The organism is Mycobacterium sp. IDUB_1 (genome assembly GCF_055419625.1).
Genome location: NZ_JBVAYA010000001.1, coordinates 84,185 through 97,108 on the forward strand (window position 1 = coordinate 84,185; position 12,924 = coordinate 97,108).

Below are 12,924 nucleotides of genomic sequence, written 5' to 3' on the forward strand. Positions count from 1 at the left end.
GTATACACAGGTATACGTCGTGTGTCCATTAATGTGGACGGTCACGAGGAGGTTGTCAGTGTCGATGACAGTCAGCGAGCCCAGCTCGAATCAGTCCGCGCGGGAGCGCGCCTACGAATGGGTGCGCGACCAGATCATCCGCGGCACCCTGCCCGCGGGGAGGTTCCTCGACGAGGCGTGGATCTCCGAATCCGTCGGGACGTCCCGCACGCCGGTGCGGGAGGCGTTTCACCGCCTTCACTCCGAACGGTTCATCGACCTTCTCCCTCGCCGCGGCGCACAGGTCCGCAGTGTCACCGGCCGCGAACTCGAAGAGGTCTACGCGGCGCGGCGGCTCATCGAAGGCCACGCCGCACGCGCACTGTGCGCCGCGAGCGCGGGCGCACCCCTCACCCTCCCGACCCTGGCGACGGCGATCGAAGAGGCCGGCCGCGAGCAGGACTGGTTCACCGTCGCCCAACTGGATCGCGAATTCCACCGCGCGATCGTCGATGCACACCGCAACTCGGTGCTGGTGGAACTGTACGACGCGCTGCGCTCACGCCAGCAACGAGTTGCGGTGCGCGCCATGCAGATTCGCCCGCAACGCGCACCGGAGATCGACGCTCAGCACCGCGCCATCGTCGCGGCGCTGGCCGACAACGACGTCGACCTGGTCAGCACCCTGCTCGACGAGCACCTGCGACCGATTCCGGAGATCATGGCCGCCCTGGGCTGACCCCACGGGGGCCGTGGACGCCAGGGAACGACGACGAGAAATGTGGAGCCGCCTGGGGGAATCGAACCCCCGACCTATTCATTACGAGTGAATCGCTCTACCGACTGAGCTAAGGCGGCCTGGTCGGGCGGGACGAGTCTACGGCAGGGCGTGGCGTGCACCCAAAACACTCCCCGGGTCGTTGCGCTCCTGCCCGCCGGCCACACTCCCCGGGTCGCTGCGCTCCTGCCCGCCGGCCACACTCCCCGGACCTACTTCCGCAGCGCCTGCCCCACCGTGCCGACCATCGCGTCGACCGCGAACTTCGGCTTGACGTTGATCGCCAACGCCTCGCGGCACTCGAGCACCGCCTCGATGCAGCGCAGCAGCGCGGCCGGCGACGCGTGCGCGGCCATCGCGGCCACCTTGTCCGCCATGTCGGGGTGGTTGGCCGCGATCTCCGGGGCGCCTGACGCCACCAGCAGCGCGTCCCTGAAATACGTGGCGAGGTCGATCAGCGCCCGGTCCAGAGCATCGCGAGAGGCACGGGTCTGGCGGGACTTCTGCCGTTTCTCCAGATCCTTGAGGGCGCCGGCCGCCCCGCGCATCGTGCCGGCCGTGCCCTTTCCGGTGCCGCCGGCACCCAGTGCGGTCCGCAGCTCGTCCGCCTCGGCCTCGTTGCGGTCCCCGGTCAGAGCCTTGGCCTCCGCCTCCGCGGTGAGCACCAACTCCTCGGCCGCGGCATACGCCCGCGAGGGCGTCGCCGCTTCACGCGCCAGGCCCAACGCCCGCCGGCGCCGCTCCCGGGCCTGCTCGTCGGTCGCCAGTCGCCGGGCCCGGCCGACATGCCCGCCGCTCACCGACGCCGCCCAGGCCGCCTCGGCCTCCGGCAGTCCGTCCCGCTCGACCAGAACCGAAGCGATCGCGTCGACCCCCGGGGTGACCAGGGCGATGTGCCGGCACCGCGAGCGCAGCGTGATCGCGATGTCCTCAGGGTCCACCGACGGCGCGCACAGCAGGAACACCGTCGACGGCGGTGGTTCCTCCACGACCTTGAGCAGGGCGTTGGCGGCCCCCTCGGTCAGCCGGTCGGCATCCTCGATGACGACGATCTGCCAGCGGCCGGTACCCGGTCGTCGCGACGCGATCTGCACGATCGTGCGCATCGCGTCCACGCCGATCGACAGCCCCTCCGGGATGATCCTGCGCACATCGGCATGGGTGCCCGCCATCGTCGTGCTGCAGGCACGGCACTCCCCGCACCCGGGGTCACCGTCTGACGTGCATTGCAGCGCCGCTGCGAAACACAACGCAGCCACCGACCGGCCGGACCCCGGCGGACCGGTGATCAACCACGCATGGGTCATCGTGCCCACATTGCCGGCACCCCTTGTAGAAGAGGAGATGTGAGCGGAATCACCGCGCGCAGCCCGGGCTGCGGCGGTCAGCTCCGCCTCGACAGCGTCTTGGCCCACCAGACGCGAAAAAACACCCGCCATCGCCGATAACAGTAATGCTGCGAACCGACACGTCCGTCCCAGAGGCCCCGTGCCCGTCAGCTCCGCCCGATACGGTGAACCCGTGGCTGCAGAAGCGATCGAGGTGGGGCGAATCCGTGCATTCGTCCGCTGGGTCGCGCGCACCCCGTGGCCGGTGTTCACCCTCGGCATGTTGCAAGCCGACATCATCGGCGCCCTGCTAGTGCTCGGCTTCCTGCGGTTCGGGCTCCCCCCCGAGGACCGCATCCAGCTACAGGATCTCCCCACGTACAACCTGTCGATCTTCCTGGGCTACCTGTTCGTCTCGTTCACCGTGGCGTCGTACCTGACGCTGCGCATGCTCATCCCGGTGATGCGCTGGCAGCGCCGCGACATGCTGCTCGGCGACCGGGACCCCGCCGACACCGAGGTCGCCCGCATGCGGGCGCTGCGGATGCCCTTCTACCGGTCGGTGATCAGCGCGACGAACTGGCTACTCGGATCGGTGGTGTTCATCATCGCCAGCTGGCCGGTCGCCAGTAAGTCCGCCCCCGTCGTCGCCGTCGCGACCGGACTGGGCGCCACCGCCACCGCGATCATCGGCTACCTGCAGTCCGAGCGGGTGCTGCGGCCCGTCGCAGTGGCCGCGCTGCGCGGCGGAGTACCCGAGGGCTTCCACGCACCCGGCGTCATCCTGCGCCAAGTGCTGACATGGGTGCTGTCCACCGGGGTGCCCCTGGTGGCCATCCTGCTCGCCCTGGTGGCGAGCAAATTCGAGATCCTCACCGCACCTGCCGACCGGGTGATCACGACGATCCTGCTGCTCGCGATCGTCGCGCTGGTCATCGGACTGTCCAGCACGGTGCTCGTGGCCATGTCCATCGCCGACCCACTGCGGCAGCTGCGCTGGGCACTCGGCGAGGTGCAGCGCGGCAACTACAACGCCCACATGCAGATCTACGACGCCAGTGAGCTGGGCCTGCTCCAGGCCGGGTTCAACGACATGGTGCGCGACCTGGCCGAACGGCAGCGGCTACGGGATCTGTTCGGCCGCTACGTCGGTGAGGACGTGGCCCGCCGAGCGCTCGAGCGCGGCACCGAGCTGGGCGGTCAGGAACGCGACGTCGCGGTGCTGTTCGTCGACCTGGTCGGCTCGACGAACCTGGCGGCCACCATCCCAGCCGCCGATGTCGTCAGCCTCCTCAACGACTTCTTCCGCGTCGTCGTCGACACCGTCAACCGGCATGGCGGGTTCGTCAACAAGTTCCAGGGTGACGCCGCCCTCGCCATCTTCGGCGTCCCCATCGAACACCCCGATGCGTCCGGCGCCGCGCTGGCCGCCTCCCGCGAACTGCACGACGAGCTGATCGACGTGCTGGGCGAAACGGAGTTCGGCATCGGAGTGTCCGCCGGACGGGCCATCGCCGGCCACATCGGCGCGCAGGCCCGCTTCGAATACACCGTGATCGGCGACCCCGTCAACGAGGCGGCACGGCTCACCGAGCTGGCGAAGCTGGAAAAAGGTCACGTGCTGGCCTCGGCGATCGCGGTCAGCGAGGCCCTCGACGCCGAAGCCCTGCGCTGGGACGTCGGCGAGACGGTGAATCTGCGTGGCCGCACCGCCCCCACGCAGCTGGCCCGGCCGGTGGGACTGGTCAGCCCGCCCTCGGTCGAGGTCCCCGGAGACGTGTCGAAGACCTCGCGCTAGCTCAGGCTTTCTTTGCGGCGGCCTTCTTGGCCGCCGTCTTCTTCGCCGTCGTTTGGGCTGACTTCTTGGCGGCCTTCTTCGCCGGTGCCTTCTTCTTCACCGGTCCCCGGGCACGGCGGTCTGCCAGCAGTTCGGACGCCCGCTCGTCGGTGATCGACGCGACGTCGTCACCCTTGCGCAGGCTGGCGTTGGTCTCACCGTCGGTCACGTAGGGACCGAACCGGCCGTCCTTGATCACCATCGGCTTACCGGTCGCAGCGTCAGCCCCGAGCTCACGCAGCGGCGGGGTCGCCGCACCCTGACGTCCTCGCCGCTTGGGCTCGGCGTAGATCTTCAACGCCTCCTCGAGCGTGATGTCGAACATCTGCTCTTCGGTGGCCAGCGATCGAGAGTCGGTGCCGCGCTTCAGGTATGGACCGTAGCGACCGTTCTGCGCCGTGATCTCCTCGCCGGTGGCCGGATCGACGCCCACCACACGCGGCAGCGACAGCAGCTTCAACGCGTCCTCGAGCGTCACCGTCTCTAGATCCATCGACCGCAACAGCGAGCCGGTGCGCGGCTTGGGACCCGTCGGCTTCTTGCCCTTCTTGGCGCCGCTACCGGCTGTGCCATCGTCGGGATCACCCGAACCAGGTTCGGGCAGTACCTCGGTGACGTACGGCCCGTAGCGCCCGTCCTTGGCCACGATCTCGTGGCCCGACACCGGGTCGATACCCAGCGAACGCCCCTCTTGCGGTGTGGCGAAGAGCTTTTCGGCCAGCTCCAGAGTCAGCTCATCCGGCGTCAGCTCGTCGTTGAGGTTGGCGCGCTGCGGCTTGAGCTCACCGGGATTGTCCGGATCGGCGACCATGCGCTCCAGATACGGGCCGTTGCGGCCGACGCGGACATTGACCGCACGACCCTCCGCATCGTCGAACAGCTTGATGGAGTTGACTTCTCGAGCATCGATCTCCTCGAGATTGCCGCCCACCAGCTTCTTCAGGCCGCCGGCACGCGCGATCGAACCGTCCACCCCGTGCTCGCCACCGAAGTAGAAGTTGCTGAGCCAGTTGGTCCGTCGCTCGTTACCCGCCGCGATCTCGTCGAGCTCGTCCTCCATCGCCGCGGTGAAGTCGTAGTCGACCAGCCGCGCGAAGTGCTGCTCCAGCAGCCCGATGACGGCGAACGCCACCCACGACGGGACCAGCGCGCTGCCCTTCTTGTGGACGTAACCGCGGTCCTGGATGGTCTTGATGATCGAGCTGTAGGTCGACGGCCGACCGATGCCCAGGTCTTCGAGAGCCTTGATCAGCGACGCCTCGGTGTAGCGGGCGGGCGGGCTGGTGGTGTGCCCGTCGGCGGTCAGATCCTTGGCATCGACGCGCTGGCCCTGCGTCAGGTTCGGCAGCCGGCTCTCGGCGTCGTCGGCCTCACCGCCGGCCTGCTCGTCGAGGCTCTCGACGTAGGCCTTCAGGAAGCCGGCGAACGTGATCGTGCGGCCGCTGGCGTTGAAGACCACCTGCTCGCCGGTCCGCGCGGTCCCCCCGATGCGCAAACTCAGCGTGGTGCCGCGCGCATCGGCCATCTGCGAGGCCACGGTGCGCTGCCAGATCAGCTCGTAGAGCCGGAACTCGTCGGTGTCCAGCGCGGCGTGCAACTGCCCGGGGGTCTGGAAGACGTCGCCGGCGGGCCGGATGGCCTCGTGCGCCTCCTGGGCGTTCTTGACCTTGCGGGTGTACTGGCGCGGCGAGGGGTGCACGTACTCCTCGCCGTAGAGCTGCTGGGCCTGCGTGCGGGCCGCGTTGATGGCCGACTGCGACAACGTGGTCGAGTCGGTACGCATGTAGGTGATGTAGCCGTTCTCGTACAGCCGCTGGGCGATGCTCATCGTGCGTTCCGACGAGAACCGCAGCTTGCGGCCGGCCTCCTGCTGCAACGTCGAGGTCATGAACGGCGGATAGGGCCGCCGGGTGTAAGGCTTCTGCTCGACCGAAGCAACCTGCAGTTGCGCACCCTGCAAGCCTGCTGCCAGCGCATTCGCGGCCGATTCGTCGAGGACGAGCACCTCGTCGGGCTTCTTCAACCCACCGAGGGAGTCGAAGTCGCGACCGGCCGCCACGCGGCGTCCGTCGACCGTGTTGAGCTTGGCGGTGAAGGTCGGCGGCGTGGCCTGCGCGTCGGAGACGCTGGCGTCCAGCTCGGCCGTGACGTCCCAGTAGCCGGCGCTGCGGAACGCCATCCGCTCACGTTCACGCTGGACGATGATGCGGGTCGCGACCGACTGCACCCGGCCCGCCGACAGCTTGGGGGCGACCTTCTTCCACAGCACGGGGCTGACCTCGTAGCCGTAGAGGCGGTCGAGGATGCGGCGGGTCTCCTGCGCGTCGACCAGCGAGGTGTCCAGATCGCGCGGGTCGTCGGCGGCGGCACGGATCGCGGGCTCGGTGATCTCGTGGAACACCATGCGCTTGACGGGGATGCGCGGTTTGAGGGTCTCGAGCAGGTGCCAGGCGATCGCCTCGCCCTCGCGGTCGCCGTCTGTGGCCAGATAGAGCTCGTCGACGCCTTTGAGGAGGTCCTTCAGCTCGGCGACCGTGCTCTTCTTCTCCGGGCTGATGATGTAGAGCGGCTCGAAGTTCTCGTCGACGTTGACGCCGAGACGGGCCCACGGCTCCGACTTGTACTTGGCAGGGACGTCCGCGGCGTTACGCGGCAGGTCACGGATGTGACCCCGCGATGATTCGACGATGTAATTGGACCCGAGATAGCCGGCGATTTTGCGCGCCTTGGTAGGCGACTCGACTATGACGAGCCGCCGCACCCTGCTGTTGGCACCGCGATCGCGGTCTCCGTCAGCCACCTATCCGATTCACTGTCTCGACTCCTACTACTACTTCTTCTTTGCACTGTCGGCGGACTCGCACATCTTTGCGCCACCCCGCCCCGGCAACGATCAATTTCGCACTCCGCGCGAGCCGACGCAAACCGGCTCCCCGCCGAAAGGCCGTCCGCCAGCCGCTAGGTACGCGGCCATGACGCCAACGCTTCGGCGTCCTCCGGAGGTTCCCCCACGTTCTCTACCAGGCGCGACAGCCGCCGTCGGCCACTGATCCGCAGCGCCGGACGCGCGCCCCTCGTCCCGATCAGCGTCGGTGCAATTCCGACCCGCATCATGGCCGACGCGAGCACGGAATGGGTGTCCGGCGCGTGCGGATCGAGCCCGAGGAGATAGCGATCGTCGGCCTCCGGGCTGCCCGCGGCCAACGTCCACGCCCGCAGTTCACGCGGCCCGGGCAGCCACTGCGGCGGTACCGTCTTGACCGCGCCGCGCGTCCACTCCAGCGCGATCGGCGTCAACCGGGCATCCACGGCGGTGCGCACCAGGGGCGTGCTCTCGTCGGTACGGGCGATCTCCAGTGCGAGACCGGCGTCGGCGATCATCTCGGCCAGCGCCTCGGCGCGCCACGGCCGGTCCACGACCACCGACAGGCGCGCAGCCTGCGCCTGCCCATGGGCGACCAGGACGGCCTGCCCCGGCCCGGCCAGCATCCCCGTCAGATCGGCGACGGCCGGCGGCACCGACTCAGCCGAGAAGAAGGACAGCTGGCTCACACCGATGACAGTAGGCCAGCACCGCACCATCGCAGCGGATGCGGGCGTGAACGCGGCGCCGCGGCTGCACGAAACACCGGAAAACGAAACACCCCCGCGCCGCCGACGAGCGGTGACGCGGGGGTGCCAGGTCTTTAAGGTGACTCAGACGGCGCGAACGCCGGTGGCCTGCGGCCCCTTGGGGCTCTGACCGACCTCGAACTCGACCTTCTGGTTCTCTTCCAGGGTGCGGAAGCCGGAACCCTGGATCTCCGTGTAGTGGACAAAAACGTCAGCGGAGCCGTCCTCGGGGGCGATGAAGCCGAAGCCCTTCTCCGCGTTGAACCACTTCACAGTTCCCTGTGGCATCTTTCGTAATTTCCTTCTCTGTGTTTCACCGGGTGCGGCCCGCCGTCTTTCGGCAGACCGGGCCCGTTCCGACCGCCATACCTTCGTGGAGTGCTCGGAACTCGACCCGACCTACAACCCTCGCAGGAACCGCGACCGCAACGTTGTTCCTGCGAGTGCGTATACACGAACACAGAAGCTGCGACCGCCGTTAGTCAATCATGAACAGCGCTGCTGCGACAGTCCGACAAGCGCTTCACAGCATCATGTAGTCCACAATTCACGTACGACACGACGTAGGGGACGGGTGGGAGGCTCCGAGGTGCCCGATCCAGCGCTTGGATTCGGCCGCGCGCTGCTCGCTTGCGCGGTCGACGGCACCGCGCCGGAGGAACATCCGCTGCGTCACGTCGCCGACCTGCCGTCACGACCCGCACACACCCGGTCCTGGCCGTCGTGGGCACCCTCAGATGTGGTGCGGGCGTTCGTCGATCGCGGCGTGACCGCCCCGTGGTCGCATCAGCTCATCGCCGCCGAACATGCCCGGGCGGGCCGTCACGTCGTGCTCAGCACGGGCACCGCGTCGGGCAAGTCGCTGGCCTATCAACTCCCCATATTGACGGCGCTGTCGGACAATCCGCGATCCCGCGCCCTGTATCTGTCGCCCACCAAGGCCCTCGGACACGACCAGTTGCGTGCCGTCGCATCGCTGACCGCAGCCGCCGGGCTCGATGACGTCGCCCCGACGGCCTACGACGGAGACACCTCCGCCGATGTCCGCCGGTTCGCGCGCGAGCGCTCCCGGTGGATATTCTCCAACCCCGACATGATCCACCTGTCGATGTTGCGCAACCACGCCCGCTGGGCCATCTTCCTGCGCCACCTGAAGTTCGTGGTGGTCGACGAATGTCATTACTACCGAGGCATTTTCGGGTCGAACGTGGCCATGGTGTTGCGGCGGCTGCTCCGACTGTGCGCGCGCTACTCCCCCGACGGGCAGATGCCGACGGTGATCTTCGCCAGCGCCACGACCGCCGAACCCGCGATCACCGCCGCCGAGCTGATCGGTCAGACGGTGATCGAGGTCACCGAAGACGGCTCACCACAGGGCGCGCGCACGATCGCGCTGTGGGAGCCGGCGCTGCTCGCCGACCTCGTCGGAGAGAACGGGGCCCCGGTGCGTCGCTCGGCGGGGGCAGAGGCGTCCCGGGTGATGGCGGACCTGATCACCGAGGGGGCACGGACTTTGACGTTCGTGCGCTCCCGCCGCGGCGCGGAGCTGACGGCCCTGGGCGCCAGGACGCGACTGGCCGAGACGGCGCCGCAGCTGGCCGAGCAGGTGGCGTCCTACCGGGCGGGATATCTCGCCGAGGATCGCCGAACTCTGGAGCGGGCGCTGGCCGATGGAGCGCTGCGCGGCATGGCGACGACGAACGCGCTCGAGCTCGGCGTCGACATCGCCGGCTTGGATGCCGTTGTGCTGGCGGGCTTTCCGGGCACCGTCGCGTCGTTCTGGCAGCAGGCCGGCCGCGCAGGCCGGCGCGGCCAGGGCGCACTGGTGGTGCTCATCGCACGTGACGACCCGCTCGACACCTACCTGGTGCACCATCCGGCCGCGTTGCTGGACAAGCCGATCGAGCGCGTCGTGATCGATCCGGCCAATCCCTATGTCCTCGGACCGCAGCTGCTCTGCGCGGCGACCGAGCTGCCGTTGACCGACGCCGAGGTGCGCACGTGGGATGCCGAGGCGGTGGCGGGCGCCCTCGTCGACAACGGGCTGCTGCGCCGCCGACCCAGCGGGTACTTCCCCACCCCCGGCCTCGATCCCCATCCGGCCGTGGACATCCGGGGATCGATCGGCGGTCAGGTCGCGATCCTCGAGGCGGGCACCGGTCGCATGCTGGGCAGCGCCGGCGCCGGGCAGGCCGCCGCCTCGGTGCACCCCGGTGCCGTCTACCTGCACCAGGGCGAGACCTACCTGGTGGACTCGCTGGACTTCGAGGACGGCATCGCGTTCGTCCACGCCGAAGATCCCGGATACACCACCTTCGCAAGGGAACTCACCGACATCACCGTCAGCGGGCCCGGCGAGCGTTCGACGCACGGTGAGGTCACCATCGGGCTGGTTCCGGTGTGCGTGAGCAACACCGTCACGGGATATCTGCGGCGCCGCCTCGACGGCGAGGTGATCGACTTCTGCGAACTCGACATGCCCACGCGCACACTGGAGACCATGGCGGTGATGTGCACCATCACCCCGGAAGCGTTGTCCGACAGCGGAATCGATCCGTTGCGCACCCCGGGTTCCCTGCACGCCGCCGAACATGCCGCCATCGGGCTGCTGCCGCTGATCGCCAGCTGCGACCGTGGCGACATCGGCGGCGTGTCGACCGCGGTCGGCCCCGTGGACGGGCTGCCGACGATCTTCGTCTACGACGGCTATCCGGGAGGTGCCGGATTCGCGGCCCGGGGATTCGGCGCGATCACGCGCTGGTGGGCCGCGACGGCATCGGCCATCGAGGCGTGCGAATGCCCGGCGGGTTGTCCGTCGTGCGTGCAATCACCGAAATGCGGCAACGGCAACGACCCGCTCGACAAGGACGGCGCGGTCAGGGTGCTGCGCCTCGTGCTCGACGCGGTCGGCAGCGCTGCCTAGCTGACCGGCGGTAGCGACCGACCCCTCGACGATCGCCGCGGACTCCGGCGACGGAATCCGTACCCGCCTCAATGGTGGAAAACCTACCCGGCGAGGTGCACCGAGGCAAGGCGAAAGCGCTCGTCACGGGCCATATCGACATAGCAAAGGGGGGTCAAGATACGGTTTCCGCAGCCGCGGTCTCGGTAGGATCGCGTCATGAGCCACGACTGGATGCTCGTGGAGACGCTGGGGAGCGAACCGACCGTGGTCGCTCAGGGGGCCCACACCAAGAATCTGATCCCGATCTCGTCTCTGCTGCGGCGCAACCCTCACCTGATGGCGATCCAGACCGCCATCAGCGAGACCGTACGGGGTAACACCGGGCTGAGCAGCATCACACCGAAGAACGACTGCGTGATTCGCACCGAGGTGGTCGCGATGTCCGACGGCCGCATTCACGGGGTGCAGATGTGGATCGGCGCGGCCGACGAAGATCCGCCGCCCCGCCCCGAGGTGGGTTGCATGCTGTGGGACCTCACCAACGGGACCGCCACCGACACGCCTGAGTCCTTGAAGATCGGCGGTTGGGATCCGACGACGCAGCGGACGCACAGCCGAGCCTTCGCCGACGACTTGCCGCGCCGGGATCTCAACCCGCACGAAGCGGAGGTGATCAGCATGCTGATCAAGCCGCGGGCCGGGGTGACGATCTGCACCACGTGGGACGTCACCGACCACCGCGGCGAGCAGATCACCGTCGGGTTCGTCGCGCGTTCGGTCGAGGAGGTCGACGACGACGACAAGCCGCTGCTGGTGTGCCGGGCGATGAACTGGCGCAGCGTGCACGAGGGCAAAGGCGACAGCGAAGCGTCATTGGCCGAACGCATCCTGGCCAGCCTGGCCCGGCCAGGTGTACACCGCGCGCTCGTCGATCCCGCGCACTGGATGCTCGTCAAGTGGCTCGACGATCCGGCGCCGTTCTTCGACTGGCGGGCCGGGATGTCGAGCCAGCAGACCGTACATCCGCACGACCGGCCCACGGTCGCCGAGATGGCCGCGGGTTTCGGCGGAGGGTCCGTGTCGGGCGTGCTGCGGGTGATCGCTCGCGACGGTGGGTGGACGCCGGTACACGTGACGGTGCACCGCATCGAACTGCACGACGGGGTGATTGCGGGGCTCGCGGAGTTGCGCCTTCCGACCGACGAGGAACTGGCCGAGGCGCACCTCGAAGAGCGCTGACCCTCTCGGGCGGCTAGGGCTTGTCTTTCTTGCCGTTGCCGTTGCCGTGTCCACGACCGGGTCCCGGGCCACCGCGAGGCGGCTCAGGAGCAGGTGGGGGTGCCACCACCGGTGGGGGTGCCGACGTCACCGGAGTCACGCTGCTCGGCGTCGTGGGAGGCGGGGTCAAGCTGGTGCTCGTGCTCACCGACGCCGGGGACGGCGACGAGCCGAACGGATCCAGCGCCAGCGCGAGCGCCGAGATGACGAATGCCGCGGCGATGGCGGCTCCGGCGAGCAGATAGCGGCGCGGGTTCCGACGCCGTTGCGGCATGCGCACCGGCGGGGGCGGCGGATACCCCGCCGTCGGTGGCAGCGGGTTGGCCATCACCCGGGTGGCGGACCGCGGCGCAGTTGCCATGGGGAGTGGGGACGCCAGCGCGGCGGGGTCGCCGGCCAGCGCAGCTCGCATGTGTTCGGCATTGGCGAAGCGGTGCGCGGGATCGCGCGCCATCCCGCGGGTGATGACGGTAACCAGCGCAGGGTCGACGTCGGGGCGGACGCTGCCCAGCGGGGGCGGCGGCGCGTCCAGGATCGCGCGGGCCAGAGCGACGGGGTTGTCGTGGGGGAAGGCGCGATGACCGACCAGCGCCTCGTAGCCGATCACAGCGACGGCGTAGAGGTCGTCGGCAACCGAGGCCGGGGCGCCCGTGACCCGCTCCGGGCTCATGTAGCACATGGTCCCGATGATCTGACCGGTCTTGGTGTCGGCGCTGCCGCCGGTCTTGGCGATGCCGAAGTCGGCGACCTTCAGCCGGTCCCCGGACGAGGAGACGAGGATGTTTCCCGGTTTGACGTCGCGGTGCAGCACTCCGGCGGCGTGGGCCGCACTCAGGCCCGCGAGGACGTCGTCGAGAACGGAGCGGACCTGGTGCGGGGCCATGGGACCCGCATCCATCATGTCGTGGAGCGTGCGGCCGGGTAGCCGCTCCATCACGATGAACGGCGACCCGTCCTGCTCACCGAAGTCGTGCACGGCGACAACGTTGGGGTCCCCGAGCGCTGCTGCTGCCCTGGCCTCGACCTCGAAGCGGCGGCGCAGGTCAGGGTCGTGGGCCATGTGCGGATGCAGCACTTTGATGGCAACCGGTCGGCACAGCCTGGTGTCCCAACCGTCGCGGACCTCGGCCATGCCGCCACGGCCGAGCAGGCCGCGCACCTCGTAGCGGCCGGCGAGCATTTCGCGGCCGGTCATGAGGGGTGCGTA

At 68.9% G+C, this 12,924-nt stretch carries 9 protein-coding genes and 1 tRNA gene; 4 read left to right on the forward strand and 6 right to left on the reverse strand.

Annotated elements, in window-relative coordinates; all coding sequences use genetic code 11:
* The first annotated feature begins 64 nt into the window (after window positions 1-64).
* Window positions 65-718: a GntR family transcriptional regulator gene (locus ACZYYX_RS00420; protein ID WP_463812439.1), complete on the forward strand. Its 654-nt coding sequence runs from the start codon at window positions 65-67 to the stop codon at window positions 716-718.
* Between the two features lie 43 nt (window positions 719-761).
* Here the strand turns inward: ACZYYX_RS00420 and ACZYYX_RS00425 are convergent.
* Together ACZYYX_RS00425 and ACZYYX_RS00430 are read right to left on the reverse strand one after the other, a co-directional pair.
* Window positions 762-837 (reverse strand) — tRNA-Thr (locus ACZYYX_RS00425).
* Between the two features lie 132 nt (window positions 838-969).
* A complete protein-coding gene (locus ACZYYX_RS00430) occupies window positions 970-2,196 on the reverse strand; it encodes a DNA polymerase III subunit delta' (protein WP_463812440.1) in 1,227 nt (408 codons plus the stop codon).
* Window positions 2,197-2,245: 49 nt separating this feature from the next.
* On the opposite strand from ACZYYX_RS00430, the gene ACZYYX_RS00435 reads away from it, so the two are divergent.
* On the forward strand, window positions 2,246-3,883 hold the full coding sequence (locus ACZYYX_RS00435; RefSeq protein WP_463812441.1) for an adenylate/guanylate cyclase domain-containing protein: 1,638 nt from the start codon (window positions 2,246-2,248) through the stop codon (window positions 3,881-3,883).
* A gap of 1 nt (window position 3,884) precedes the next feature.
* On the opposite strand, the gene topA is transcribed toward ACZYYX_RS00435, so the two are convergent.
* The 3 genes from topA to ACZYYX_RS00450 all read right to left on the reverse strand — a co-directional run bounded on the left by topA (window position 3,885) and on the right by ACZYYX_RS00450 (window position 7,822).
* Window positions 3,885-6,722: a type I DNA topoisomerase gene (gene topA, locus ACZYYX_RS00440; RefSeq protein ID WP_463812442.1), complete on the reverse strand. Its 2,838-nt coding sequence runs from the start codon at window positions 6,720-6,722 to the stop codon at window positions 3,885-3,887.
* A gap of 158 nt (window positions 6,723-6,880) precedes the next feature.
* Window positions 6,881-7,474 carry a hypothetical protein gene (locus tag ACZYYX_RS00445; protein WP_463812444.1) on the reverse strand — a complete coding sequence of 198 codons (594 nt, stop codon included), beginning with the start codon at window positions 7,472-7,474 and terminating at the stop codon, window positions 6,881-6,883.
* Window positions 7,475-7,618: 144 nt separating this feature from the next.
* On the reverse strand, window positions 7,619-7,822 hold the full coding sequence (locus ACZYYX_RS00450) for a cold-shock protein (RefSeq protein WP_006243848.1): 204 nt from the start codon (window positions 7,820-7,822) through the stop codon (window positions 7,619-7,621).
* Between the two features lie 301 nt (window positions 7,823-8,123).
* Here ACZYYX_RS00450 and ACZYYX_RS00455 point away from each other — a divergent pair, with 301 nt between their 5' ends.
* A complete protein-coding gene (locus ACZYYX_RS00455; protein ID WP_463812445.1) occupies window positions 8,124-10,457 on the forward strand; it encodes a DEAD/DEAH box helicase in 2,334 nt (777 codons plus the stop codon).
* A gap of 198 nt (window positions 10,458-10,655) precedes the next feature.
* Window positions 10,656-11,678 carry a PAS domain-containing protein gene (locus tag ACZYYX_RS00460; RefSeq protein WP_463812446.1) on the forward strand — a complete coding sequence of 341 codons (1,023 nt, stop codon included), beginning with the start codon at window positions 10,656-10,658 and terminating at the stop codon, window positions 11,676-11,678.
* A gap of 13 nt (window positions 11,679-11,691) precedes the next feature.
* Here ACZYYX_RS00460 and ACZYYX_RS00465 read toward each other — a convergent pair whose 3' ends face one another.
* Window positions 11,692-12,912 (reverse strand): serine/threonine-protein kinase, encoded by a 1,221-nt coding sequence (locus tag ACZYYX_RS00465; RefSeq protein WP_463812447.1) that lies wholly within the window; start codon window positions 12,910-12,912, stop codon window positions 11,692-11,694.
* Between the last annotated feature and the right edge of the window lie 12 nt (window positions 12,913-12,924).